The 24360-nt window shown below is 62.4% G+C and carries 25 protein-coding genes and 1 pseudogene; 17 read left to right on the forward strand and 9 right to left on the reverse strand.

Translation table 11 applies throughout. The features are described 5' to 3' along the window. Window positions 1-143 precede the first annotated feature (143 nt). From AKN84_RS03795 to AKN84_RS03815, 5 genes are all read left to right on the forward strand, one after another. Window positions 144-1301, forward strand: coding sequence for a dienelactone hydrolase family protein (locus AKN84_RS03795; protein WP_050419435.1), 1158 nt, complete (start codon window positions 144-146; stop codon window positions 1299-1301). Next, on the forward strand, window positions 1298-1795 hold the full coding sequence (locus AKN84_RS03800; protein WP_050419436.1) for an alpha/beta hydrolase family protein: 498 nt from the start codon (window positions 1298-1300) through the stop codon (window positions 1793-1795). The genes AKN84_RS03795 and AKN84_RS03800 overlap by 4 nt, the downstream gene beginning before the upstream one ends. After that, on the forward strand, window positions 1792-2436 hold the full coding sequence (locus AKN84_RS03805; protein ID WP_050419437.1) for an alpha/beta hydrolase family protein: 645 nt from the start codon (window positions 1792-1794) through the stop codon (window positions 2434-2436). The genes AKN84_RS03800 and AKN84_RS03805 overlap by 4 nt, the downstream gene beginning before the upstream one ends. A gap of 114 nt (window positions 2437-2550) precedes the next feature. Then, window positions 2551-2781 (forward strand): hypothetical protein, encoded by a 231-nt coding sequence (locus tag AKN84_RS03810; protein ID WP_050419438.1) that lies wholly within the window; start codon window positions 2551-2553, stop codon window positions 2779-2781. 202 nt (window positions 2782-2983) lie between these two features. Next, the gene (locus tag AKN84_RS03815; protein ID WP_128970402.1) at window positions 2984-3205 is read left to right on the forward strand and encodes a hypothetical protein; all 222 of its coding nucleotides are present in this window, start codon (window positions 2984-2986) and stop codon (window positions 3203-3205) included. Between the two features lie 286 nt (window positions 3206-3491). Here the strand turns inward: AKN84_RS03815 and AKN84_RS03820 are convergent, their stop codons facing one another. Then, a complete protein-coding gene (locus AKN84_RS03820) occupies window positions 3492-4286 on the reverse strand; it encodes a GNAT family N-acetyltransferase (RefSeq protein ID WP_050419440.1) in 795 nt (264 codons plus the stop codon). 144 nt (window positions 4287-4430) lie between these two features. Then, entirely contained in the window at window positions 4431-5381 is a 951-nt protein-coding gene (locus tag AKN84_RS03825; RefSeq protein ID WP_128970403.1) for a hypothetical protein, read from the reverse strand. A 326-nt stretch (window positions 5382-5707) separates the two neighbouring features. Between AKN84_RS03825 and AKN84_RS03830 the strand changes: the two genes are divergently transcribed. The 3 genes from AKN84_RS03830 to AKN84_RS44535 all read left to right on the forward strand — a co-directional run bounded on the left by AKN84_RS03830 (window position 5708) and on the right by AKN84_RS44535 (window position 9153). Further along, window positions 5708-6562 carry a dienelactone hydrolase family protein gene (locus AKN84_RS03830; protein WP_050419442.1) on the forward strand — a complete coding sequence of 285 codons (855 nt, stop codon included), beginning with the start codon at window positions 5708-5710 and terminating at the stop codon, window positions 6560-6562. Window positions 6563-6603: 41 nt separating this feature from the next. Continuing rightward, complete coding sequence (locus tag AKN84_RS03835) at window positions 6604-7521, forward strand: class I SAM-dependent methyltransferase (RefSeq protein WP_050419443.1); 918 nt, start codon at window positions 6604-6606, stop codon at window positions 7519-7521. A 591-nt stretch (window positions 7522-8112) separates the two neighbouring features. Continuing rightward, window positions 8113-9153, forward strand: a complete 1041-nt coding sequence (locus AKN84_RS44535) for a COG3904 family protein (protein ID WP_128970405.1) — start codon at window positions 8113-8115, stop codon at window positions 9151-9153. Window positions 9154-9283: 130 nt separating this feature from the next. Here AKN84_RS44535 and AKN84_RS44540 read toward each other — a convergent pair whose 3' ends face one another. Further along, on the reverse strand, window positions 9284-9676 hold the full coding sequence (locus AKN84_RS44540) for a hypothetical protein (protein WP_128970406.1): 393 nt from the start codon (window positions 9674-9676) through the stop codon (window positions 9284-9286). Between the two features lie 26 nt (window positions 9677-9702). Here AKN84_RS44540 and AKN84_RS03850 point away from each other — a divergent pair, with 26 nt between their 5' ends. Further along, entirely contained in the window at window positions 9703-10020 is a 318-nt protein-coding gene (locus tag AKN84_RS03850) for a hypothetical protein (protein WP_050419446.1), read from the forward strand. A 28-nt stretch (window positions 10021-10048) separates the two neighbouring features. Here the strand turns inward: AKN84_RS03850 and AKN84_RS03855 are convergent, their stop codons facing one another. Beyond that, the gene (locus tag AKN84_RS03855) at window positions 10049-10453 is read right to left on the reverse strand and encodes a hypothetical protein (protein ID WP_050419596.1); all 405 of its coding nucleotides are present in this window, start codon (window positions 10451-10453) and stop codon (window positions 10049-10051) included. A gap of 190 nt (window positions 10454-10643) precedes the next feature. On the opposite strand from AKN84_RS03855, the gene AKN84_RS03860 reads away from it, so the two are divergent. Beyond that, on the forward strand, window positions 10644-11726 hold the full coding sequence (locus AKN84_RS03860; RefSeq protein ID WP_050419447.1) for an AI-2E family transporter: 1083 nt from the start codon (window positions 10644-10646) through the stop codon (window positions 11724-11726). Further along, entirely contained in the window at window positions 11726-12166 is a 441-nt protein-coding gene (locus AKN84_RS03865) for an ion channel (protein WP_050419448.1), read from the forward strand. Before AKN84_RS03860 ends, AKN84_RS03865 begins: the two co-directional genes overlap by 1 nt. A 6-nt stretch (window positions 12167-12172) precedes the next feature. On the opposite strand, the gene AKN84_RS03870 is transcribed toward AKN84_RS03865, so the two are convergent. Then, window positions 12173-12841, reverse strand: a complete 669-nt coding sequence (locus AKN84_RS03870; protein ID WP_050419449.1) for a helix-turn-helix domain-containing protein — start codon at window positions 12839-12841, stop codon at window positions 12173-12175. A gap of 330 nt (window positions 12842-13171) precedes the next feature. Between AKN84_RS03870 and AKN84_RS03875 the strand changes: the two genes are divergently transcribed. The 3 genes from AKN84_RS03875 to AKN84_RS03885 all read left to right on the forward strand — a co-directional run bounded on the left by AKN84_RS03875 (window position 13172) and on the right by AKN84_RS03885 (window position 16223). After that, entirely contained in the window at window positions 13172-14935 is a 1764-nt protein-coding gene (locus tag AKN84_RS03875; RefSeq protein ID WP_162240843.1) for a sensor histidine kinase, read from the forward strand. A gap of 111 nt (window positions 14936-15046) precedes the next feature. After that, window positions 15047-15679: a response regulator transcription factor gene (locus AKN84_RS03880; RefSeq protein ID WP_128970408.1), complete on the forward strand. Its 633-nt coding sequence runs from the start codon at window positions 15047-15049 to the stop codon at window positions 15677-15679. 169 nt (window positions 15680-15848) lie between these two features. Then, window positions 15849-16223, forward strand: a complete 375-nt coding sequence (locus tag AKN84_RS03885; RefSeq protein WP_050419451.1) for a response regulator transcription factor — start codon at window positions 15849-15851, stop codon at window positions 16221-16223. Window positions 16224-16239: 16 nt separating this feature from the next. Here AKN84_RS03885 and AKN84_RS03890 read toward each other — a convergent pair whose 3' ends face one another. After that, window positions 16240-16791, reverse strand: a complete 552-nt coding sequence (locus AKN84_RS03890; protein WP_244484915.1) for an invasion associated locus B family protein — start codon at window positions 16789-16791, stop codon at window positions 16240-16242. 58 nt (window positions 16792-16849) lie between these two features. Next, window positions 16850-17737, reverse strand: a complete 888-nt coding sequence (locus AKN84_RS03895; RefSeq protein ID WP_050419598.1) for an alpha/beta hydrolase family protein — start codon at window positions 17735-17737, stop codon at window positions 16850-16852. A gap of 166 nt (window positions 17738-17903) precedes the next feature. On the opposite strand from AKN84_RS03895, the gene AKN84_RS03900 reads away from it, so the two are divergent. From AKN84_RS03900 to AKN84_RS03910, 3 genes and pseudogenes are all read left to right on the forward strand, one after another. After that, window positions 17904-19589 (forward strand): SulP family inorganic anion transporter, encoded by a 1686-nt coding sequence (locus tag AKN84_RS03900; RefSeq protein WP_050419453.1) that lies wholly within the window; start codon window positions 17904-17906, stop codon window positions 19587-19589. Window positions 19590-19766: 177 nt separating this feature from the next. Further along, window positions 19767-22517: an aminotransferase class I/II-fold pyridoxal phosphate-dependent enzyme gene (locus AKN84_RS03905; protein WP_050419454.1), complete on the forward strand. Its 2751-nt coding sequence runs from the start codon at window positions 19767-19769 to the stop codon at window positions 22515-22517. A gap of 33 nt (window positions 22518-22550) precedes the next feature. Further along, window positions 22551-22984 (forward strand): annotated as a pseudogene (locus tag AKN84_RS03910) (hypothetical protein). Between the two features lie 40 nt (window positions 22985-23024). Here the strand turns inward: AKN84_RS03910 and ppk2 are convergent. Both ppk2 and AKN84_RS03920 read right to left on the reverse strand, forming a co-directional pair. After that, window positions 23025-23825: a polyphosphate kinase 2 gene (ppk2, locus tag AKN84_RS03915; RefSeq protein ID WP_050419455.1), complete on the reverse strand. Its 801-nt coding sequence runs from the start codon at window positions 23823-23825 to the stop codon at window positions 23025-23027. Between the two features lie 23 nt (window positions 23826-23848). Then, entirely contained in the window at window positions 23849-24304 is a 456-nt protein-coding gene (locus tag AKN84_RS03920; RefSeq protein ID WP_050419456.1) for a hypothetical protein, read from the reverse strand. Between the last annotated feature and the right edge of the window lie 56 nt (window positions 24305-24360).

Below are 24360 nucleotides of genomic sequence, written 5' to 3' on the forward strand. Positions count from 1 at the left end.
GAGATTCTTGAACGTTTGCTGCCGTTTACATTCGGTTCACCGGCCATTAACGGCCCGCCAGCCTGAAGCGACTACCGCCGGCGCGCAAGCCGTGCACAATGCTGCCGTGCCGCGTGGGCCTTCATCAAAGGAAGAACGTCGTGATGGGTGTTCGCCTTGTGCTGCTGCTTGTCGCATTTGCCTGCGGTGCGGCGTCATCCGCGTGGTCCGACGAACTGACGGAGATGCAGGCCACATTTCCCGTCACGGTGGGTGGAAATACGTTTCGGCTGGAAGGGCTCATCATCAGGAAGACGGATGCGCAGGGCCGGCTGCCGATCGCGCTGTTGACGAACGGTGGCGCGGCAACCGCAACGGGCGGAGTGAATGCGACCGCCGCGGCCTATGCGCACTATGCCCGGGATCTGGCGCGGCGCGGGTGGTTGGCGGTCGTCACGATGAGGCGCGGCTTTGGCCAGTCCGAAGGACCGAAGCCGGCGCCGATCACCTGCCAGGCGGCTTCGCTCGATGCCTGGGCGGGCGCCGCAGCCGACGATCTACAGGCAACCATCGACACTATTGCGAAACGGCCGGATGCCGATGCGAGCAAGGTGATCGTGATTGGATCTGAAATTGCGGGCGTTGCGGCGGTGGCGCTGTCGGCGCGCAATCCGCCCGGATTGGTCAGCGTCGTATCCGTCTCGGGCGGGCTGCAATCTGAATCGAACTGCCCGATCAACGATCTCCTGGTGGAAGGATACAAGAGCTTCGGAGCGAAGAGCCGCGTCCCGAACCTGTGGATCTATTCCAGCAGCGACCGGCTGTTCGGCCCCGATCTCGCCGAACGCTTGCACACCGCGTTTCTCGATGCCGGCGGCGACGTCAAATTCGTCATGTTCTTTCATGACGGCAATGTGGGCACCGCCGTGTTCGGCCAGGCCACGGAGGTGTGGTACGTCCAGATGGATGGCTTCCTGCGCGCCCACAATTTGCCGACATGGCGCACGACCGATGTGTGGAGCGTGATCGATCGATTGAAGATCACGGACAGGATGGAGCGGCAGAATTTCGCGGGCTCAATGATCCAGCACTATTTTGCCGCGCCAGGCGAAAAGGCGATCGCCATTTCACCGACAGTGCAGGCGGCATGGACACGCCCGCAAGACAAGCTCGGCGACGGGCCACCCCTGCCGCTGAATTACCAGACGGGATCGAGGAGCCTGGATGACGCCCGCAACGGCGCCCTCGCAGCTTGCCAGAAGGCAGCGCAGGATTGTGCCATCGTCATGGAAAACTTTCACTGGGTCGGTGACACGCGATGACGAACCAACCGGCGTTCCATCGAACCGCAACATTAGGTGCGACCATCGCAGGCGCGATCGTTGCCCTCGTCATCTCGCTCTCGGCGCTTCTCCCGGCGATGGCGGGCGATCTTATCCAGGAACGCCAATATCTGCGCGTCAAGATCGGCGGCAAGGACGTCCGCCTGGAAGCACTCTTTGTCAAACGCGCCGATGCAAGGGGACGTTTGCCGATCGCGTTTTTCAATCACGGCAGGCCCGCCGTTCGTGCCATGGCGGTGGACCAAAGTCTCTTTGACGATCCCGGCATTAATCTCATCGCCGATATCGCGCGCCGCGGATGGCTTGTCGTGGCAATCAATCGGCGTGGATACGGGCTGTCCGACGGCCCGGTCCAATCGGACTCACCTTGTGCCGCCGATACGTTCATGTCGTGGATGAACGCGGATGCCGACGACATCGAGCCTCCATCGGAGCCGTCGCGCGACGCGCCGACGCCGATCCGGCAAGGATGATCGCGATCGGCACATCGGCCGGCGGAGCGGCCTCGCTCGCGCTGGGCGCGCGAAGTCCTCCAGGGCTGCTGGCGGTGATCGACATCGCGGGTGGGGAACATCTGGGCGGGTGCCCGGTGGTTGCCGATTCCGTTCCCGTCGATTTCAGGGCTCTCGGATCGCGCAGCCATGTTCCCAATCTTTGGGTGTTCGCGAAGAACGATCCAAATCACCCGATTGATCAGATCGAGGTGATGCGGGCGGCGTTCACGGGAGGCGGTGCGGATCTCAAGCTGGCGTTGCTCGAACCGATCGGCGAAGACGGCCACACCGGCCTCGGATCAAATGCCGGTCGTGCGCAATGGCTGGTGGAAATCGACAGTTTTCTCAGGGCGCATAATCTTCCGACCTGGCCGATCTCCAACGTGGACGTCGTGCTCCAGAGACTGCAATGGCCACAATCGTCGCGCAACTATGTGCAGGCTTATCTGGCCGCGCCGGGCGAGAAGGCTTTCGCTCGAACGCCCGGAAAGCAGAATGCCTCATACCGGACCGCGCTCACGCTCGACGACGCGCGCCGGCTCGCCTTGGATGCCTGCCAGCAAAAAGGCGAGCCTTGCGTCATCGCGATGGAAGACGATCGCTGGATCGGATCGCAGTGATCCGATCCAGCCGTTGAAGAGACGCAGGTTCATAGCGGCTTCTTCTTGCTGGGCGGGCGATACATCGTCTTCCCAGGCGACGTAACCGGGTGGAGATGAGCAGGCATCAGTTCCTTGTGGGCACTGAAAACCTGCAAGGATGCCGCCGATGCCGGCGCGTTCGCGGACCCCATCATCAGAATGCCAAATGCGGTCGCCAGGAAAATGGATGTTCGAAACATGACTTTTCTCCTTCACGAGATGGTTGAGCATTCGGCAGGCACCGCCTACCTGGCGGGACGAGGTGGCCCCATCAGTCTTATCACCATCGGTTCGTACGACGGCCCGACCGACGTCCTCATGTGAGGGTTGTAGGCCTTGGACACCTGCGGCGTTTTCTTGAAAGATGCCGCGGCCGGCGTGGTGGCAGACGCGATCGCCGCAAGGCCGAGGGCAATCGCCAACAAGATCGATTTGCGTAACATGACTATCTCCTGTGGTTGGTCGGGGTTGAATGTCCGGGAGGTCGCGGCCGGTTCAGCCGCGGCCCCGCGTGTCCGGTGGTATGATGCAATTGGTCAGTTCGCAGTGGGTCGGAAGCACCTTCAGGACACGTGGCGGCAACGGCAACTGCCCCGCCCGGACCTCGACCGGTTTCACCGTCGTGCTCGTGTGTGAAAATGCCGCCGCCGGTGCGACAGAACTGACCGACGCCAGACTGAGTGCGATCGCCAGCAAACCTGAAGTGCGCAACATGACCTTCTCCTGTGCTTGGTCCGAGGTGGTTTGAGCGTCACGACCTCCGGACGGGGTGTGACCATTCACACCTGCTCATCTGTCGCCTTGCTAAGTCCTGGGTTCGGGAGATGCCACAGCGTTTGCAGCCGTTTACATCGGGTTTGCAGCGCGTTTACGCGGTACATCACGCTATCGAGGTGTCTTCTGATCTTCGAAGCTCTATTTCCGTCACCTGCGTCTGCCGTCTCGCTGCTGGCCAATCCAGCGAAGGCGTCGATGCCTTCAGCATCGTCGCCGCGATCGTCGCTTGCGTCGGATACGAAGACAGCGCGGATCGGCTAGCGTCGCCTCGGAAAGAACACGGTGTCGCAGACCAGCTTGAAACCGATTTCGGCGTAGCATCGATTGGAAGACGGATTCCGCAAATCCGTGTTCAGGCACGCCATCGTCTTTCCTTCCTCAAGCAGATGCTCGACCACCGCCGCGGTTACGGCCCCGGCGTAGCCCTTGCCCCGCAGCCGCAATGGCGTGAAGACGGCAGCGATGCCGCCCGAGTGGCGGGTCCGCCGCACGATGGCCGCCATCGACACTGGCTCCTCGCCGGTCGTCCATACGAAGTACCTCCCGGAGAAGACACCCTTCTCCACACTCGCGCGCGACGGCGCGATCTCATGGGGCGAGGCTTCGCCAACGAAAGAGGCCAGCCAATCTGTCAGGAGGGCCACATCGCGCGACATCGCTTGTCTGGCATATCCCGCAGCCACCGGATGAATCGGCCGCTCCGACAGACTGTGGATACGCTGCGGCATCGGCTCGAGGAATTCGGCGCCCAATTCACGCGCGCGCCGCGTGAACCAGATCGCGGTTTGCTCCGGACCGATGATCCCGGAATAGTCGATATGCGCTGTCGCTTCCGCTAACCGACGGCACTGCGGCTCCTCGAGATCTGCGAGAAGTATCTGTCCGCCCGGCTTCATGATCGCGCACTGGCCGGGTTGGCCGAGAGTCCAAGTCTGGACGCCCTCCGGCTGCGCAGCTGTCATCGACGTAAGCACGCCCAGCATCATCATGTGCCGTGCCTCGTCTTGCTCCAGGGCGGGTAAATGGATCGTGCAAAACTCTGCTATCGACATCGCTTCTGCTCTGCTTCGCGTATCGGCTTGTCAATTTTAACGGGACTGCTGTCGGATTTGGGCGATCCACGATCCACGCAGGATCATCGGGATACGACGGAGGCAACACCTTGGCGCGTTGCCTCCGCCAGATCGGCCGTCATTTCACTTGGCCTGACTGGCCTGTGTGGTGGCGGGTAGCGATTCCCAGTCGAACGTGCCTTGGCCGCAGCGGAGCCAGACCTTCTGGTAGCCCAGAATGTTCATTGCGACTTCCTCGACATCGCGCGCGGCCGCTTCCTTGCCGTCCGTGGCCAGCAGCTGGATCGTCTGCCGCAACTCGGTGACCTTGCTCATGTCGGCGTCGGACAACCGGGCGGCGGGCAGCAACTGGTCGATGCCTGCGGCAAGCGCGGGATTGTCGGCCGCCGTCATGCAATGCGGCGTGACGAGGGGGTGCGCCTGTGTTGTCGCACCGGAGCTGGCGCTTCCTGCGGTCACACGCGCCAGCGTGCTGTAGGGGACCGTGACGGGAACGGCAACCGGCACGCGGACCAGCACCTGCGGCACCACGAGCACGACCGGACCGCTGCCCGATCCCTTGCTGGTGCCTGTACCTCCGGTGCTGCCGCCGCCCGCGCTGCCACCGCCCGCACTCCCGCCGCCGGCGCTGCCGCCGCCCGAGCTGCCACCGCCTGAACCGCCGCTGCCGCCGGAGCCGCCGCCGCTGCCACCAGGACCGCCGCCGCCGCTGCCCTTGCAGAAGGCGAGGTACGGATGCGTCGCGCAGAGGTCAACCGGTGGCAGATCCTGTTTCGGAAGCTCAGCGTTCTTGATGCTGGTCAGGTTATGAGACACCGGGATCGGCAGCTCGGCATTGGAAGGGACCTTCGACAGGCCTGCCTTCGGTGGGATGACCGGCGGAGCCCCCAGCACGTGGACGGCGCCCTGGCTCGGGTGCACGCTGGTTGATACGGGCGCCGCCGCAGCGAGTTGGGACAGGTGGTTGCTGCCGCCGTCGAAAACCTTCAGCGGCAGGGCCGCCGACGGCAGCGTGGCAGAGCCGATCGCCGTAATGCTGAGTGCAATCGTGAGGAAACTTGAAATGCGTGACATGACCATCTCCTGTGGTTGACCGTCGGTTGAGCATCCAGGGCTCACGGCCCGTTGGGATGCGATGTGAACATTCACACCATGCCGGTCTGTCACGCCGCCCGGCCCACGCGTTCAGGAGATTGCCTAGCGTTTACAGTCGTTTACACCGAGTTTACAACCCGTTTACGGGACACTCGCGGGCCGTCGGGCTAGATTGATCGAAGAGCGATGCGGGGAAACCTGCATGGATTTCGCGCTCGCCGTTCAGCTAGGCTTCCGATCGTTTGGGATCGATCATTTGAGGTGCCAACATGATTTCGGCTCGCTCGCTTTTCCTGGGTCGGTTCATGGCCGTCACCGCCGCGGTGGTCCTTTCGGTCGCCGCCGCGCCGCCCCCGATCGGGCCGCTCCCCGATCGCGTGACGTTCCCGAGTGCCGATGGCCAGACCACGCTGGTCGGCTACGTCTTCAAGCCGGAAGGCCCGCATGCGGCGCGGAGCCCGGCCGTGGTCATGATGCACGGCCGCGCCGGGCCTTATTCATCGCTTGCGAACGGCAGGTACGATGCGTCGACGCTCTCGCAGCGGCACCAGAAATGGGGCCATCTCTGGGCTCAGCAAGGCTATCTCGCCATTCTGGTGGACGGGTTCGGGCCGCGCGGTTTTCCGGAGGGCTTTACCCATCAAAGCTACGAGCAGCGTCCGGAAAGCGTGAACGAGGTGATCGTACGGCCGTATGATGCCTATGGTGCAGTCGCTTATTTGCGCACACGCAACGATGTCGCGGCCGATCACATCGCCCTGCAGGGATGGTCGAATGGTGCAAGCGCCACGCTTTCCACCATGTCGTCGACTACGCCGGCGCTGGCTTCGCCCTCGTCAACCACCGGCTTTCGCGGCGCGCTGGCCTTCTATCCCGGTTGCGGTCTGAAAGGAAAATTCAAAACCGGCCTTATCCCCTACGCCCCGGTCCACGTGTTCGTCGGGACTGCCGATGAGGAAATATCGCCACAGGAATGCAGCGATCTGGTCGACAAGAGCCGCACGGAGCACGCTAACATCAGTCTCAAGATCTATCCCGGCGCGACGCATGATTTCGACGATCCCAGTGCAAGCCGACAAGACAATCCCGCCAATGTCGCGGCAACCCGCGATGCAACCGCGGACGCGATCGAGTTTTTTGCCGCGATCCTGCGGCACTGATCGCACCGCATTCGTGGACTCCAGTCTCTTCGCGAGGCGTCATGACGAACCAGTATCGAACCCAGACGTCACACTCGGCGGAATATTTTGGCGGTACGCGCGACTATTGGTGGAACATAGACTTTCTCGGACTGATCGCCGATCGACTGTCGTTCAAGCAAATCGGCAGTGTGCTTGACGTCGGCTGCGGCGTCGGTCACTGGGGCCAATTATTGGCGCGCCTCCTGCCGCAGGACCCGCGCCTTGATGGCGTCGATCGTGATCCCCACTGGGTCGAGCAAGCCACCGCGCGCGCCGCTGCGCGCGGACTAGGCCACCGCTGCAGCTACAGTGTCTCGACTGCTGAACGCCTGCGGTTCGAGGACGCCAGCTTCGATCTGGTGACCTGTCAGACCCTGCTCATCCACGTGGCGGATCCGGCTGCCGTTGTTGCCGAGATGACTCGCGTCGTGAGGCCCGGCGGACTTGTGCTGGCCTCGGAGCCCAACAATATCTCGAGCGCCCTCGTGCTGAACTCGGTCAGCTCCGGACGTCTGCCGGACGATATCCTCGCTGCCGCGCGCTTGCAGTTGCTCTGCGAGCGCGGCAAGGCGGCGCTCGGCGAAGGTAACAATTCGATCGGCGATCTCGTCCCGGGCCTCCTTGCCGCCAGCGGACTTGTCGACGTGCGGGTCTATCTCAATGACAAGACAAATCCACTGATCCCACCGTATGACACGGCCGAGCAGCGCGCGATGCTCGAAGAATGGTCCGATATGAAAAGCCGCGACTTTTGGATCTGGAGCCGCGACGACACTTACCGTTTTTTCCTGGCAGGCGGCGGTCGCGAGGACGAGTTCGACCGCTTATGGGCCACCGTTACGGCGCAGGGCGACGAACTCACCAAGGCCGTTGCGGATCGCAGCTATTGGGGTCCGGGAGCGTCAATCCAGTATCTCGTTGCAGGTAGACGCGCGTGATCACCCGAATTGCTACGCAAATCGACCACTCCCAACGGAAGAGGTGAACCTCCGACGGTGTTGCCGCGCCATCGAATGCTCCATCGCTGCTGCCTGCAAGCAGATGGCACGGAGATTCGCCTCTGACGCGAAGCTAGGGATGCGGACTTGTGACTCAGGACACGAGCCTGCTCTTGTCCGGCAACGAAGAGATAGAGACCGACGCCGGTCACGTCCGAGATCTTGGCGGGGCTCCGCGCGCGCCTTGTCGAAATTTCGGTCGGACGGCGGGGCAGTCGACATGTTCGGGCTGGCGCTCGCGCCATGGATCTTGCGGGCCATCCGCTCAATCTTTCGTTCGGAAAAGCGGAAGTTTGCTAAAACAAAGCGCATCACGGTGAGATCGCTTCCCGTTCGTCCGATTTGTACGCTACAGCGCGCGGCGATTGCGGCAGCATCAAAAGGTCTTTTGATTGGGCGCCCCAGGCGACGCAGATCAAGGCATCGGGAGCAGACGTTCCGTGATCCGACTCCGTCCCGATGGCTCCGTCAATCTACCCTGCCAGCGTAGTTTCACAGCGGTCGAGATCCAGCCTCTGCCCGACGAAGACCGTGTCGCTCTTCGTGGCGATCGCCGCGACCGCCATTTGTGCGCGACGGCTGACCGACATCAAAATGAACGTGCGGCTTGAGGACCAGCGTCCCTCTGGAAGTCAAATGGCGCTCCCTGCCGGCGTGCTCGCTGAAATTGGGTTTGATTCAGATCAACTCACGATACGGCTTCGATGCTTTCGCTATCGCGCGAGATCCTGGTCAATGGGGAGCGACGTGGCAGCCAAGAAGCGCGCTTTGAGGGGCCTCCACGCGGCATTTATCAACGACCACGCAAAGAGCCGGAACGCCACGCATTGGTTGTTGCGGTCACCTCGAAGCGATACCGCAGCGCGTCCAGTTCATTCCCGAACAGGAGCAGGTCGGCCGATGCGAATTGCAGGGTGCGTCTTGAACGCCGTACTCGTGCTGATGTCGACGAACCGCCTCGCGATGGAATTTTCCCGTGTCTCTGGATGCTTCGGAGATGTCGTAAAGCTCAGGGGCGACATTCGGGACGCGGACTTTGTCCATTTCCGCGGTTACCTTGGTACAGAGCGGCGGATCGTCGGGCTGGACCTCGATTCCGGCGGAGGGTCTCTCTACGAGGGTTTCCGGATCGCCATGCTTGTGCACCAGAAACAGATCGCCACTTACGTTTCAGGAGAATGCGACTCGGCATGCGCTTTTATCTTCCTGGCGGGCGCGAAGCGTTACGTGGCGCCGGATGCCAAGATCGGCGTCCATTCGGTTTCCAACATGCATGGCAACGAAGACATCGGCACGCTTCGCGACACAATCAAATTGGCGAGGCTATCGGCCAAGCTCGGTGTTCCTCCGTCGGTGATCGGCAAGATGGTGATGACCCCGCCAGGAAGGATGGCGTATTTGAACAGGGAAGAGCTCGCTTCGCTGAAGGTTGTGGAGCGGAACCCGTTTGATCGCGTCGCTCACACGGCGACCTCTGGATCAAAGAGCTCCATATGTGGCGCGGAGCCCTCGAAGAGCGCGTCGGAAGAGGAACGTCCGACGCGGATTACCGCAGGCTCGAAAGGAAGCTAGAGACGGACCTCCGTCAAGTGAGAGGCGAACGTCAGGCGGAGGTGTCTCGAGATCTGTCGTTCCGGCTTGAGCGATCCAGCTCTGGTGGTGGGCCGCCAAGCCGCTGATGCCAAGCCGCTAATACATTGCCTCAGCCATGTTGCGGCGGGACCAGGCCGCCCGCATAGCCAAATTGGGTTATCGACTCTGCCGCATCTGGGCTTGATGGATTGGCACAAGCTGCACTGGTCACCACGTTGCACCGTGATCTACAGTGGCAATCATGGGGCACGACCGCGATAAATCCTGGCAAGTGCTTGGCGCAGGCCGGCAGGCTGGCGTTCGCAATAGACTGCGTGATTGGCTTGACGTGGTCGACGGCGATATTGCCTTCAGGGTCGTGGTCATGACCGCCGGGATGCTGTCGAGTGTGGCGATCGCCTTTGGATTGCTGTCGTCCTGAACGGCTTTTTATGTGAAGTTGAGCAAGCTGATGTCCGCGACGAAATCCGCGCCCGCCATCAGAGGCGCGCCATTTCAGCACGACACGAATACTCCCGGCGGCAATGAATGCGTTTCAGATCAGCTGCAAATTCGAACGGGCGTCGAGACCGTCCGGTGGCAAGTCCAGGTGTCGGGGCCTTCGCCACGATCGTCCTGATTGGCTGCGCGCAACAGACGGTCGCTCAGCCGCTGACGCCGTTCCGGTATGAAGCCCAGGCCCAGCGGCATTGTCCTGGCGATACCGTGGTCTGGCTCGATTTCCGCCGCGGACGCTACTACCTCAAGGGCCAAAGCCGCTATGCCAGGGGCTTCGATGGCAGCTACGTGTGCAGCAATGAAGCGCGCGAGAGCGGCTATCGGCGTTCGTTGTTCGGGCTGCGGTGACGTCACCGAAGGCCGGGATTGGGATGGCCTACCAGCCGTAATAACGCGGTTGGTAGTAGCCGTAGCCTCCGCCGGGCGGGCAATAGCCGTATCCGGAGCCATAGCCGTAACCATATCCGGCGCCGTAATAGGGATACCCGCCATAGTAAGCGGAGCTCGCGATGGCTCCGCCGACGATCGCGCCGGCAGCAGCCGCGCCCCAGCCGCGATAGCCCCATCCTCGATATCCGCCCCACCCCCCGTAGCCTCGCCAGCCGCGGTAGCCCCAGCCGCCGCCGCGCCAACCGCCGCCCCAACGAACCTGAACGGTGGCATTGTCGACCGCACCCTTCATGGCAACAACGTTGGTCGGTAGTGGGGCCGCCTGGCCCGCGCCAATACCGATCGTGCTCGCGAGCAGGGCCAAGGCCAGCAAGGTTCTGGTGTTCATCATGACGTCCTCTACATCGGCGTGACACAGGCGGTCGTGATCGCATGGCAGCCAAAAAACGAAAGCCGGCTTCTCGTTTATGCGCAGCCGAGCTTCGTAGCCAAGCGCGAGCCGACGCTTGATCTGGATCAAGCTGTGCGTGGCAGGGCGATGGCACCGATTCCTGCGTGCCTGCTGACGCTCAATCGAAAGCATGCCCTTGAAAACCTTGCGCCAGCTTGTAACCGGAGACGAGTTCATCCAGCTCGCAATTCGCCTCGGATTGCTGGCGCTGCTGATCACCTGGTCGTTCGTCCTGGTTCGGCCGTTCGTGCCGATCCTGGCCTGGAGCGTGGTGCTCGCGGTCGCGCTCTATCCCGTCTTCAATTGGCTTGCAGCCATGCTCGGCGGTCGCGCCGGCATCGCGGCCCTCGTCTTGACCTTGATCTCGCTGGGCGTCGTCATCGGGCCGGCGACCTGGCTCGGGATTGGAGCCGTCGAGGGAGTGAGGGAGCTCGCCGGACAATTGAGCGCCGGCAACGTTGTCGTGCCGTCGCCTCCGCCGGAGGTGAAGGATTGGCCGCTGATCGGCGGTCCGCTCTATGATGTCTGGGATCGGGCATCGACCAATCTGCGCGCCGTGCTGCGCGAGGTCGTGCCGCATCTGAAGCCGCTGGCCGGGACCCTGTTTGCGTTCGCCAGCAATGCCGGGGTCGGGATGCTGAAGTTCCTGCTGGCGGTCGTCCTGGCAGGCTTTCTGTTTCCCTATGGCTTGCAGCTTGCCGCGGCGTGCCGAAGCTTCCTGTCCCGCATCGTGCCGGAACAGAGCGAGCATTTCCTCGACCTTGCAGGCACAACCATTCGGGCGGTCTCCCGCGGCGTCATTGGCATCGCCGTTCTGCAGTCACTGCTGGCCGGCATCGGCTTCAAGCTGGCCGGAATTCCGAGTGCGGGACTCTTGGCGTTTGTCGTGATGCTGCTGGCGATCGTGCAGGTCGGGGCCGCGATCGTGCTCGTTCCGGTTATCATCTGGCTCTGGTCGGCCAAGGACTTTACGACGGCGCTCGCCTTGACGCTCTTCTTCCTGGTTGTCGGCGTCCTCGACAATGTGCTGAAGCCGCTGGTGATGGGGCGGGGCCTCACCACGCCGGCACCCGTCATCCTCGTCGGCGTGATCGGCGGGACGCTCGCCCACGGCATCATCGGCCTCTTCATCGGCCCGATCATTCTCGCGGTCGCCTGGGAGTTGATCACGGCGTGGATCCGGGACGACCGCGCCCGACTGGCGGGAGAGTGATGATCCTGTTTCAACTCATCGTGGGGTCGGCGGTCAGCGCGATCAATATCGTGCTCCATTCGTTGTTCACCGTCGCGGTGATCGGGCTGGTGCGGAAAGTCTCCCTGAGCGCGGCTGGCCAGCCGGGGCTGCAGCTCAGCGGTGTGATGGTGGCTAGCGCGCTGATCTTGATGCTGGCTCATACGCTGGAGATCGTGGTGTGGTCACTGGCCTATCTCGCGATCGGCGCAGCGCCCGCCGGTAGCGATCTGCTCTATTTCGCCTTTGTCAACTACACCACGCTCGGCTACGGCGACGTTCTCCCGGTCAAGCAGTGGCTGCTGGTCGGACCGATGGCCGCCATGAACGGCATTCTCATGTTCGGCTGGTCGACGGCGGTCTTGTTCGAGGTGCTGCAAAAGACCATTGAGCGCCAAGCGGCGCTCGGCAAGTCCGGGTAATGCCGGTCAGTTGTCCAGCCTGGACAGCTGGTCGCGGTCAACCAGCGTGATCTCGCGCTGATTTGAGGCGAGAAAATCAAGTGCTCCGTAGGCGTGCAGCTTGGACAGCGCACGCGATACGGTCTCGAGTGTGAGCCCGAGGTAGTCGGCGATATCGCGCCGGCACATCGGCAAGACGACGACGCCGACACCGGCCAGCCGGCGATCCATTTCAAGCAGGAACGCAGCGACCCTCTCCAGCGCGGTCTTGCGACCGAGCAGTAGCATGTGATCTTCGGCGTGCCGCAAGTTGCTGGTGGTCATGATCAGCAGGTTGCGAGCGAGGTCCGAGTCGAAATGAGCCACGCGCTCGAGGCTCATCCGTTTCATCAGGCGCACGGTCGTGTCGACAATGGCCTCAGCCGTGAACCGATGGGTTTCGGCATTCTCGAGCCCGAAAATGTCTCCGACGAGGTGAAAGGCGCCGATCTGGCGGCGTCCGTCGGACAGGAGCTTGTAGCTGCGGACCGCTCCTGAAACGATCTGGTAGACATATTCCGCCGGCTCCTTTTCCCCGTAGATCTCGGAGCCCTTCCTGTAGTGGAATTCGCTTGTGATGCAGTTGGCGTGCTGGGCGGTCAGCCCGCCGAGGATGCTCGGTCTATTGGCCGGTCTGACATTGACGTGAGCGAACATGGACTAACTCTCTTGGGTAACGACTGTTGCGGCGTCCGCGGCGGCTCGAAATGCGTGTCCGCGCGCAATGTCTACGACAGGGCCCGGCCAGTCTCTATTGGCCCTGAGGTCATTGTCCCAAAGGACAGGGTGCGCGAAATGCGGCAATTTGTTCGCAATTGATGCGCACCGTCTTAGATTACTTTTCAATTTTCACGACGATAACCGGGTGCTAGATTTTCAACCTGTTGGTCTCCGGCTCCGAACGCCATGGGCAGTGCAATTCGGCTCTCTGGACTGATCATCCTGCTGGCTATGTTGTTGGCGCCGGCTGGGCTTCGGGCGCAACAGATGCGCCCACATTCCATGCTGGTGCTGGACCAGTCCGATCGGCGTGGGCCCTTCTATTACCAGGTGTTCGTTGGGCTGAGGGACGCGGTGAGCGCCCACGGTCACGCGCCGACCACCGTCTACACCGAGAGTCTCGACCTCAATCGCTTCGGCGGTGAAGCCTATCAGGAGGATTTTCGGCGGTTTCTCGCGGCGAAGTATCGCGATCGGCCGATCGGTGTCGTGGTCACGGTTGGCGCAGCTGCGCTAGAACTTGCGCTCCGCTGGCGCCCGCAGCTTTGGCCCGACACGCCAATCGTATTCGCACTGGTCGAAGAGGCCGATTTCAAGCGATTGCGGCCGCCGGCCTATGCCACCGGCGGCATCGTGACCTCGAAGCTCGGGGATGCCGTCACGGCCGCCCGCGCCGTGGTGCCGGGTCTCAGGTCTGTGGTGCTGGTTGGTGCGGATTGGGATCGGCAGGTTCTGTTCCGGAACTGGAAAGACCAGGTTGCTGCCGGCATTCCGGGTCTCGACATCATCGAGGTCATCGGACGTCCGATGCCCGACGTCATTGAGCGCGTCAAAGCGCTCCCCGATCATAGCGCGATCATCTACACGGGCCTCTATAGCGACGGCAAAGACAACTACTATCCGCCCTCGGATGCCCTCGCATTTGTCGCCGCAAGAGCCAATCGCCCAATTGTCGTTGCGTCTGAGACTTTCCTCGATCCCGGCGGCATAGGCGGGTTCACCATTGTCCCCACGCTGATCGGTGCCGAGGCGGCGCGGCGGTCGCTGCGGATTCTGGATGGCGAGGCGCCGGAAAACCTGCCCCCGTCGGTGGTCGATGTCGTGCATCCGATCTTCAACTGGCGGCAGATGCAGCGCTGGAATGTCAGCGAAGCGAACCTGCCAAAAGGCAGCGAAATCCGCTTCCGTGAGCCGACCTTCCTGGAAAAATATCGCTGGCGGGCGGTCGCCCTGGTCACGGCACTCCTGGTTCAAACCACGCTGATTGCATTCCTGCTGCACGAGCGGTTCATGCGGCGGAAGGCCGAGGTCGAATCCCGCAATCGCCTGTCTGACCTCGCCCATATCAATCGGCAGGCGACTGCCGGAGAACTCTCGTCATCGATCGCCCATGAGCTCAACCAGCCCCTGGGCTCGATCCTGACCAATGCCGAGACCGCGGAACTGATCCTCGGCTCGCCGAGACCTGATCTTCAGGAGGTGCGGGAAATCATTTCCGACATCAAGCGCGATGATCTGCGTGCAAGCGAGGTCATCCGCAGGATGCGCAGCCTGCTGAAGCGTGTGCCGTTCGAGAAGAAGGAGATCGATCTCAACCAGACCATGCGGGAAGCGTTTGACTTCCTCAAGCTGCAGGCCTCTGCGCGCAACGTCGCAATCTACCTGCAGACCTCACCGCAGACCCTGCGGGTGAAAGGTGACCCGGTGCAGCTGCAGCAGGTGATCCTCAACCTTGTGGTCAATAGCATGGATGCGATGGCCAAAATGCCCTACGGACGCACGATCATCGGCCGGACTGAGGTCAACGGCGATGCGTCGGCGGTGATTTCGATCTGCGATTCCGGTCCTGGAATTCCCCAGGACAGACTGAACGATATTTTCGATCCGTTCTACACCACGAAGGAGCAGGGCATGGGCATTGGCCTGTCCATCGCACGGACGATCGTTCTGGCGCATAGCGGCCAGCTCTGGGCTGAGAACCAGTCCGGCGGAGGGGCGGTATTTCACCTTTCGCTGCCGCTGGCGGCATAGTGCGTTTGGGTCTTGTTTGAGCAGGCGCAAGGTTCGATTTAGATCAACGCGTATAGTTAGATCGCCGTAGATGATCATGCTATGAAGAGCGGCGATTGGAGTGGAGCGGCAATGCATGCTTACGTGCACATAGTCGACGACGATTGTTCGTTTCGCAAAGCGCTCGAGCGCCGGCTCAAGCTCGCCGGCTATCGTGTTGGCACGTACGCATCCGCCAGGGAGTTGCTCGATCAATTGCCTGACGACGAAGAGGCTGGCTGTATCCTGCTCGACGTGCGCATTCCCGGAATGAGTGGTCCGGAGCTGCAACGTCGTCTCAACGAGCTGGAGTCGACGCTTCCGATCGTATTCCTGACCGGGCACGCCGACACAGCGATCACCGTCCAGGCTATCAAGGCGGGTGCCGAGGATTTCCTGACCAAGCCGATCGCATCGGAGCAGCTGATCGAGGCAATCAATCGCGCCGTCGCGAGGCACGAACTGGTCCGGGACCAGAGAACCCGGCTTGACTCGCTCCGCGCGCTGCTCGCGAAGTTGACCCCCCGCGAGCGGCAGGTATTCGACCTGATCGTGTGCGGTCGGATCAACAAGCAGATTGCGCACGAGCTTGGTACGACCGAGCGCACGATCAAGGCGCATCGGCACCAGGTCATGGAAAAGATGAAGGTGCAGTCACTCGCCGAGCTGGTTTCGATCGCGGAAAGGCTCGGCACGCGCGCCTCCGGTGGCGCAGTCAAGGCTTGATCCACCGGCAGCGCTGCCGTTCTTGTCCCATGGTACAATATGAAAGCTGTGTGACGGGGCTTATCTCGGATATTGGCCGCGACAACGTTGCGTGCCGATAGCTGCTTGATGTGTCCTTCATCCGAGAGTGGACGAAGGTCATTCAGCGATCAGGGTGAGGCCTCAAAATTTGCCGACCGCGAAATTCGTCTTTGTCGTGGATGATAATCCCTCGATGCTCCGTGGAATCGGACGGCTTCTGCGGGAATATGGCTTTGCATCCAGGCTGTTCGAGACCGGAAGCGCCTTACTGAGGGACGGCAGCTTTGAAAGCGCGGTGTGTCTCGTCCTGGACATCAATCTCAGCGATGGGTCCGGGATCGAACTGCGCCACCGACTGGCGGATCTCGGCATCGACGTTCCGGTCATCTACATCACGGGAAACGACAACCCGGCGACACGCATGGCGGCCATGGCATCAGGATGCGTGGCCTATCTGACCAAGCCTTTCACGGCAAATTCGTTGATCCAGCCGATCGAGCGGCTGTTGGCCGGCGTCGCCTAGCGACAGCGGGTTCCGATCATTCATCGATGGCTTGATCAAGCGTCAGCGCGGGGGCGCCCTTGCGCACGGTCGCAAAGCGATCGAGCGGTACCGAGGTCGTCACCGTCAGAATGCTGCTGTCGACAACCTCGATCGAGAGCGCCTTTCCGCCATCCATGTCCTCGAGCAGCTTGGGATCGGCGACATCGGCCGCAATGCACATGTTGGTGACGCACCAGGTATAGGGCAGGCGATGAACAGCCTTCTGGTCGACCGATAGTTTGACCCCTGCCTGCAAATACATCCCGACCGGGAGGAAGAGCTGGACGCGGTCGGTGCCGTCCTCGCGTTCGACCAAATCGACGCGAACGGCGGTCTGCCCGGTGGCGAAGGTGCCGGTGATTGTCGTTCGGCACAAAGTTTTGGCTCCCGCGGCGTTGAAGCAGAGCTTTCGCCACTCGCCATACTTGATGTCCCGGACCGGCGAGCGCGTCCCCCGCGGGGCCACCTCGCCGCCGTCTTTGACCGCGGCGGGCGGTGAAGGCGTCTGTTGGCTTTGAGCAGCACTGATGCCGGCCGCGAACAGCATCAACTTGGCCAAGACTCCATATCGGACCATGGATGCTCCTCCAGCGGGGCGTGACTACCTAGCGAACGTTGCCCAGAAATCGTTCGACCAATGGCGACCAGGTGGGAATGGAATCGGGAGAACCGATCAGGAAGTGCCCTTCGTCGCCGAACGGCGGCAACAGATGATACTCGGCACGGCCGCCCGCGGCGGTGAACGCCTCGTACATCCGCTTAGACAGGGCCGGACCGAAGAACGTGTCGTTCTCGATGTAGAACCACAGCATCGGCACCCGTGAGGTGTGGCCGAACGCGCCTGTCGCTTCGACCAGTTTGTCGGGATTGCAATTGTTGTTGGGCTTGCCATCGACACGGCCGCCGCGGCCTGCCGCGAAGGTGATGATGGCCTTGACTTGCGGTGGATTGAGGCTCGACAGCGCGATCGCTGCCCAGCCGCCGGCCGATTGTCCGACCACGATGACGTCCTTCGGCACGATGCGCTTCTCGGCGGCCATGTAGTCGATGATCCAGAGGTCGACCTGCGCGACGGCAAGGCCCGCATCGAGGAAATTCGGATTGGTGCATTTGCCGATCTTGGAGAAGAACGGGCCATACAGTCCGCGTTCGGGAATATCGATCGCCGCCGCGCCATAGCCGGTCCCGACCGGTGCCACCACGAGATAGCCCCGCCGCGCGAACCACATCGCGGCATCGCGAAACTCGACCAGCGGGAAGAAGCTGCGATCCCTCGCATTCAGCGAGACGCCGTGGTTCATGATGACCAGCGGGAAGGGGCCTTCGCCGACTGGACGAACCAGATAAGCGAACATCGGCAGCGGTAGCGGCAACACCCAGATCTCTTCCTGGAGGCGCTGGGATGACCCCTTGTCGTCGACACGCGCAGGAGAGGTCAGGCCAAGCAACAGCAGCGCGGCGATTGCGAGGGTCTGTAAGCTGTGCTGACGCATGCCACGCGCTCCAGCGATCGTCAGGAAAAATGGGCAGGTCACGACAAGCGGGCCGAATACGACCAGAAGCACATTGCCGGTCGCGAGGGCTTGATCTGAATCAACGAGCATCGGGCCCGCTCGCGCAACCAGATGCGAGCATTGCGGCGTCACACGGCGGGGCCTGATGTCAATCCAAGGGAAAACGAGTTGGTTTCCGCCGGCGAGCTGGTTGGCCGACTACCGCGCATCCTGGCTTGGGGCGGACGCAATCGCCGGGGTCACGCTGGCGGCTTACGCGATCCCGGTGTCGCTGGCCTATGCGGGGCTCGCCGGCCTGCCGCCGCAGATCGGCGTCTATGGCTATCTGCTCGGCGGCGTGGGTTACGCCTTGCTGGGCTCGTCCCGGCAACTCGCGGTGGGACCGACTTCGGCGATCTCGCTAATGATCGCCGGCGCCGTCGGCATATTGGCCGCCGGCGATGCCACGCGTTATGAGCAGATAGCCAGTCTCGTGGCCTTCAGCGTCGCAGCGCTCTGCCTGATAGCGTGGCTGTTCAAGCTCAGTCTGCTGGTGAGGCTGATCAGCGACAGCATTCTGGTTGGCTTCAAGGCCGGAGCGGGGCTCACCATCATCATGAGCCAGCTGCCGAGCCTGTTCGGCGTCGCAGGAGGTGGCCACAACTTCTTTGACCGCGCGATCAAGCTTGCCGGCCAGCTTGGCGATACCAGGCCGCTGGTGCTCGGCATTGGCGTGGCTGCAATTGTACTGCTCTTGCTCGGCGAGCGCGGGCTGCCTGGAAAGCCCGTAGGGCTGGCCGTGGTGGCGATATCGATCTTCACCGCCGGCGCATTCGGGCTCGCAGAGCTGGGATTGCCGGTGACCGGGGTCATTCCGACTGGGTTACCGACCATTGCGGTACCGACCTTCGGTCTGCTCGAGTTTGACGATCTGTTTCCCATCGCTGCCGGATGCCTCGTTCTGGCCTATGTGGAGGGCGTGTCCGCAGCGCGAAGCTTCGCGGCCAAGCACGGCTACGCGCTGGACGTACGGCAGGAGTTTCTGGGGCTCGGCGCGGCCAATCTCGCCGCAGCCTTCGGGCATGGCTATCCCGTCGCGGGCGGACTGTCTCAATCGGCTGTGAACGACGCTGCCGGCGCGCGGACACCGCTGGCGTTGGTGCTCTGTTCGGCAACGCTTGCGCTCTGCCTGCTGTTTTTCACGGGCCTTCTGACCAATCTGCCGAAGACCGTGCTTGCCGCGATCGTTTTTTCAGCCGTCTACAAGCTGGTCGATTTCCCCGCGCTCATCAGGATGTGGCGGATCAGCCGGATCGATTTCTATGCCGCGGCCATCGCGCTGGTGTCCGTGCTGTTCCTGGGGATCCTACAGGGCGTGCTGCTGGCGGCGGTCGCCTCGATCTTCCTGCTGCTGTTCCGCGCGTCGCAGCCCAATGTCGCATTTCTGGGCCGTCAGGCTGCCAGCGGCCGCTATTCCGACCGCGCGCGACATGACGACGTGGAGCCTTTGACCGGGATCATCGCGTTCCGCCCGGAAACTTCTCTACTTTATGTCAATGCCGAGACGATCTTCGACACGGTGATGGCGGCACTGCAGGTGTCCGCCGACGTCAAGCTGGTGGCCTGTGATCTGTCGGCCTCGCCGTTTATCGATCTTGCCGGGTCGCGCATGCTGCATGACCTTCACCAGGAACTCGCATCGCGCGGAATCACATTCTGCATCGTCGGCGCGCACGCGCAGCTGCGGGATCTACTTCAGGCGGATGGTCTTGCCGGCAAGACCGACAGCGGCGACTGGATGCGCACGCTTGACAGCGTGTTGAGCAACAGAACGCCGCAGGCAAGCACTTAGTGCGCAGCGATACGGACTGTTTCCCGATATTGCGGCCTTGTTGCGTCGCAAGACGTCGCGATCACGCGCTGGCGCACGGTTCGTCTCAATCCGGTAGCGCCTTGACTTGGATCAAAGAGGCGATGGGCACGGGTTCTTACGATCAGGCAGCACCAGCGCCAAGATCGGGAGACAGTGATGGCAAACGAGGCGAAGCCGGTACAGCAACGCATCGATCAGTTCTTCTCGGGACCCGGTGGACGGGCCGACAATTGGCGCGATCTGGTTGAGGCGGCAAAGGTGTGGAGCAGGGGCGGCGACCGCGCGCCGTACGACGCCGCGCTGTCGGCGCTGGCGGTGACCGAGGAATTTCACGGCTACCCGGGGCTCCGCTTGATGGCGGCGCTGAAGGAAGCCGCCGCGACGGGCGATGCTGCCACCTCGCATATGCTCGCGACGCGGATCGGGCAGGCGCTTCAGACCAAATCCTTCCGCCAGCATGCCGGTGACTGGAGCACGCAGGACGAGGCCAACGGCGATGTTCCCGACCTGCTGCCGCCGGCGCTCGGACAAGCGGCGGCGCGCCGACCGTATTTCGAGACCCTGATCGTGACCGGGGTGCCGGCCGGCAACTGGCCGGGACTGCTGGCCGAATGGCGCAAGCTGCGGCGTCCGGTCGACGCCTTCATCTATGAGCCCGTGGTAGTGGGTAGCCTCGAGGATGCCTTCTGTGCGGCAATGCTCAACCCCAACATCGCGGCGGTGGTGATCAATGAAGGCTTTGGCTTGCGCTCGCGCCACGATGCGCCAGTGCTTCGCGCCATGACCGGCGCCATGGGGCTCAGCGAAGAGTCAGACGCGTCTGCGCTGCGGCTGGCCCACATCCTGAAGCGGATCCGTCCCGAGCTTGACCTCTACCTCATGTCCAATCGCGACGTTGAGGAACTGGCCGGCAATCCCGAGGCTGACGTGGTACGCCGGGTGTTCTACTCGGTCGAGGATATTCTCGAGCTGCACCTTTCAATTCTGGAAGGCGTGCAGGATCGCTTCGACACGCCGTTCTTCGACAATCTGAAGAAATACGCGCAGCGGCCGGTCGGGACCTTCCACGCGCTCCCGATCGCGCGCGGCAAGTCCGTGTTCAAGTCGGACTGGATCCGCGACATGGGCGAATTCTACGGGCTGAACCTGTTCCTTGCCGAGAGCAGTGCCACCACCGGCGGCCTCGACAGCATGCTGGAGCCGACCGGCAACATCAAGAAGGCGCAAGAGAAGGCTGCGCGTGCGCTGGGCGCCGATCGCGTCTACTTCGTGACCAACGGCACCTCGACATCGAACAAGATGGCGGTGCAGGCGCTACTCGGCCCCGGCGACATCGCGATCGTCGATCGCAACTGCCACAAGTCGCACCACTACGGCATGGTGCTGGCCGGCGCGCAGCCGCTCTACGTCGAGGCATTCCCGATGACGGAATATTCGATGTACGGCGCGGTACCGCTCAAGACGATCAAGCAAGCGCTTCTGAACGCCAAGGCCGATGGCCGGCTCGACCGGGTCAAGATGATCGACCTGACCAACTGCACCTTCGACGGCCACATCTACAACACGCGGCGGGTGATGGAGGAATGCCTTGCGATCAAGCCTGACCTGATCTTCCTCTGGGACGAGGCCTGGTTCGGCTTCGCGCGGTTCTCGCCGTTCCTGCGACGGCGAACCGCGATGGGCGCGGCGAACGAGATCGAAGCCTGGATGCGCGATCCCAAGTCGGTCGCCGCTTACGAAAAGCAGCACGCCGAGCTCGGCAAGAACCCCTCGGACGAGGTGCTGCTCAAGACCAGGCTGATTCCCGACCCGCGCAAGATCCGGTTGCGGGTCTATCAGACCAACTCGACGCACAAGTCGATGTCGGCGATCCGGCAGGGCTCGATGCTGGCCGTCAAGGACATCGAATTTCACACCGTCGAGGCGCAGTTCAAGGAGGCCGTCTTCACCCACGCCTCGACCAGTCCGAACCAGCAGCTGATCGCAAGCCTCGACGTCTCGCGCCGGCAGATGGAGCTCGAGGGGTACGGACTGGTGGCCAACGCCATGGAGATCGCGTTCGCCATCCGCAATGCGGTCAACACCAACCCGCTGATTTCCAGGTACTTCCGCGTGCTCGGCGCCGACGCCATGGTGCCCAGGGAATACCGACAGAGCGGCTTCACCGATTATCTCGCAGCCGGAACCAACTGGGCGAGTGCGCTGAAGAGCCTGAACGACGACGAGTTCTGCCTCGATCCAACCCGCATGACGCTGGTCTGCGGCACGGCCGGCTACGACGGGACGTCGTTCAAGGGTCTGCTTGCCAGCCGCTACAACATCCAGGTCAACAAGACTTCGCGCAACTCGGTCCTGATCCAGTCCAACATCAACAACACACGGAGCGATGTTGCGCATCTCGTGCGGGTGCTGGCTGAAATTGCCGGTGAGATCGATCGTGGGCTCGCCAAGGGCGGAGCGACCGCCAGGGTCGATTTCGACATGCGGGTCAACAGCCTGATGAAGGATGTGCCCGACCTGCCGAACTTCTCGCATTTCCACGCCGCCTATCGCGGCGATGCCGGCACCAAGACGAACGAGGGCGACATCCGCGGCGGCTTCTACTCGGCCTATGATGCCGCCGGGTGCCAATACATTCGCCTGAACGATCCCGAGATCGACCGGCGTCTGAAGAACGGGCCTGATCTCGTCTCGGCGAATTTCGTGATCCCCTATCCGCCCGGCTTCCCGATCATGGTGCCCGGCCAGGTCATAACGCAGGAAACCATCGACTTCATGCGCAAGCTGGATGTGAAGGAAATCCACGGCTACGACGCGGCCGAAGGCCTGAAGCTCGTGAAGACCGAGGCTTTGGCCAGGATGGGCAAGCCGAAGGCGGCGGCACCGAAGCTCAAGGCTGCATCATAGACTGTCAACACAACAGGTCCCTGGAGGGAAAACATGAGGGAAGCGAGTTTGATCGGAGCTCTTGCTGCACTGGCGATCGGCGTGGCCGGCTTCAGCGCGCCGTCGCTGGCTGAGACCGGCTCGGTCGCCGTCATCTTTACCAAGGGTGGGTTCATCGTTGGCGTCGGAGGCGGCGAGGGCGTCTTGACGCTGCGCGGCAAGCACTACCCGTTCACGGTCTCGGGCATGAGCGTCGGTTTCACGATCGGCGCCTCGACGACCAAGCTTGTCGGACGGGCCCTCAACCTCCGGGGGCCGGCTTCGATCGAAGGCTCCTACAGCGCCGCAGGTGCCGGCGGGGCAATCGCCGCAGGCGCGGAGGCGTGCAATTGCAGAACGCCAACGGCGTGATCCTGCAGCTCAGCGGCCCGAAGGTCGGTGCCGAGGTCTCGGCCGCCGTGGGCGGCGTTTCGATCCGCCTGAAATAGGTCCGAAGAACCCAGGCCGCGCTCGGCGCGGCCTGGGCTTTCAGTAGCGTTCCTCGACGAACTTCATCCCACGCAGACCAGCCTGATCGTTGTAGCGACCCTTGGTGGAGCGCCTGGGCAACTTGACTTTGTCGCGCTTGACCCGTCCGTGCGGAATCGTCTTCAGCAGGAATGAGATGCAGTTCAGCCGCGCCCGCCGCTTGTCGTCGGAGCGGATCACGTTCCATGGCGCGTGCTTCGAGCTCGTCGCCTTGAACATCAGGTCGCGCGCGCGGGAGTAGTCGTACCAGCGCCGGTAGGATTCCGTGTCCATCGGGCTCAGTTTCCACTGCCGCATCGGATCGTCGATCCGCGCCCTGAAGCGCCGCTCCTGCTCCTCCATCCCGACCTCGAGCCACAGCTTGATCAGGACAATGCCGCCCTCGATGATGTATTGCTCCATCTGCGGGCAGAGCGAGAGGAAGCGCTTGTGCTCCGCCGGCGTGCAGAACCCCATCACATATTCGACGCCGGCGCGATTGTACCAGCTGCGATCGAAGATCACGATTTCCCCGGCCGCCGGAAACTGCTGCATGTAGCGCTGGATGAAGAGCTGGGACTTCTCGCGATCGGACGGCGCGGGCAGGGCGACCACGCGAAACACGCGCGGGCTCACCTTCTCGGTGAGGGCCTTGATCGTTCCGCCTTTGCCGGCGGCGTCGCGTCCCTCGAACAGGATGATGACCCTGAGCTTGTTCGCCTGCACCCAATCCTGCAGACGGCAGAGCTGGACCTGGAGCTTCTGCAGCTCCTCTTCGTAGTCCTTGCGCTTCATCTTCTCAGCGGACTTGTCTTTCGCCATGGATATCCCGTCCATCGTTTGAGCTAATCGCCCCAGGCAATGACGATGCCGATGTCGCCAGGCATGCCGCCGGGGTAATCGACGACCTGGTAGCGGATGCGGTAGCCGCGCGGCTGCAGGTAGTCCGCCCAGAGCTGGTAGATTTCCTTGGGAATCCCTGTCAGCGTCTTCTCCCAGCCGGCCTCCATCTGATTGATGGCCCGCCCCTTGTCGCTGCACAGCGAGTTCGGGAAACGATAGACCTGCACTTCGCTGAGGCCGTTGCGCACCGCGCGCTGAATCACCGTCGATGCCAGCTTGACCTTCTCGTCCTCGGTGAGCCCTGAAGGCTTGCTCAGCCGCTCGATCAAGGCGAGCTTTTCGGCTTCGATGGTGGCCGCACGCTTGGCGTGCTCCTCGGCCTTTTCGGCTTCCTTGGACGCGGCCTGCTGCTGGATCTCTTGTGCGTTCGGGATCAGGTCATCGATCTTGTCTCGCATGGCTGGGGACTCCTAAGCCAGGTCATCCACCTTGCTCCGGAAACGGTAGGGACGAG

Source organism: Bradyrhizobium tropiciagri (assembly GCF_001189845.1).
Lineage (GTDB): Bacteria > Pseudomonadota > Alphaproteobacteria > Rhizobiales > Xanthobacteraceae > Bradyrhizobium > Bradyrhizobium tropiciagri.

Bases quoted from the DNA above. Each gene is read 5' to 3' on its own strand.
- AKN84_RS03795 (WP_050419435.1), top strand. From the start codon at position 144: ATGGGTGTTCGCCTTGTGCTGCTGCTTGTCGCATTTGCCTGCGGTGCG.
- AKN84_RS03800 (WP_050419436.1), top strand. From the start codon at position 1,298: ATGACGAACCAACCGGCGTTCCATCGAACCGCAACATTAGGTGCGACC.
- AKN84_RS03805 (WP_050419437.1), top strand. From the start codon at position 1,792: ATGATCGCGATCGGCACATCGGCCGGCGGAGCGGCCTCGCTCGCGCTG.
- AKN84_RS03815 (WP_128970402.1), top strand. From the start codon at position 2,984: ATGCAATTGGTCAGTTCGCAGTGGGTCGGAAGCACCTTCAGGACACGT.
- AKN84_RS03820 (WP_050419440.1), bottom strand. From the start codon at position 4,286: ATGTCGATAGCAGAGTTTTGCACGATCCATTTACCCGCCCTGGAGCAA.
- AKN84_RS03825 (WP_128970403.1), bottom strand. From the start codon at position 5,381: ATGTCACGCATTTCAAGTTTCCTCACGATTGCACTCAGCATTACGGCG.
- AKN84_RS03830 (WP_050419442.1), top strand. From the start codon at position 5,708: ATGGCCGTCACCGCCGCGGTGGTCCTTTCGGTCGCCGCCGCGCCGCCC.
- AKN84_RS03835 (WP_050419443.1), top strand. From the start codon at position 6,604: ATGACGAACCAGTATCGAACCCAGACGTCACACTCGGCGGAATATTTT.
- AKN84_RS03850 (WP_050419446.1), top strand. From the start codon at position 9,703: ATGCGTTTCAGATCAGCTGCAAATTCGAACGGGCGTCGAGACCGTCCG.
- AKN84_RS03855 (WP_050419596.1), bottom strand. From the start codon at position 10,453: ATGATGAACACCAGAACCTTGCTGGCCTTGGCCCTGCTCGCGAGCACG.
- AKN84_RS03860 (WP_050419447.1), top strand. From the start codon at position 10,644: ATGCCCTTGAAAACCTTGCGCCAGCTTGTAACCGGAGACGAGTTCATC.
- AKN84_RS03865 (WP_050419448.1), top strand. From the start codon at position 11,726: ATGATCCTGTTTCAACTCATCGTGGGGTCGGCGGTCAGCGCGATCAAT.
- AKN84_RS03870 (WP_050419449.1), bottom strand. From the start codon at position 12,841: ATGTTCGCTCACGTCAATGTCAGACCGGCCAATAGACCGAGCATCCTC.
- AKN84_RS03875 (WP_162240843.1), top strand. From the start codon at position 13,172: ATGCGCCCACATTCCATGCTGGTGCTGGACCAGTCCGATCGGCGTGGG.
- AKN84_RS03880 (WP_128970408.1), top strand. From the start codon at position 15,047: ATGCATGCTTACGTGCACATAGTCGACGACGATTGTTCGTTTCGCAAA.
- AKN84_RS03890 (WP_244484915.1), bottom strand. From the start codon at position 16,791: ATGCTGTTCGCGGCCGGCATCAGTGCTGCTCAAAGCCAACAGACGCCT.
- AKN84_RS03895 (WP_050419598.1), bottom strand. From the start codon at position 17,737: ATGCGTCAGCACAGCTTACAGACCCTCGCAATCGCCGCGCTGCTGTTG.
- AKN84_RS03900 (WP_050419453.1), top strand. From the start codon at position 17,904: ATGTCAATCCAAGGGAAAACGAGTTGGTTTCCGCCGGCGAGCTGGTTG.
- AKN84_RS03905 (WP_050419454.1), top strand. From the start codon at position 19,767: ATGGCAAACGAGGCGAAGCCGGTACAGCAACGCATCGATCAGTTCTTC.
- ppk2 (WP_050419455.1), bottom strand. From the start codon at position 23,825: ATGGCGAAAGACAAGTCCGCTGAGAAGATGAAGCGCAAGGACTACGAA.
- AKN84_RS03920 (WP_050419456.1), bottom strand. From the start codon at position 24,304: ATGCGAGACAAGATCGATGACCTGATCCCGAACGCACAAGAGATCCAG.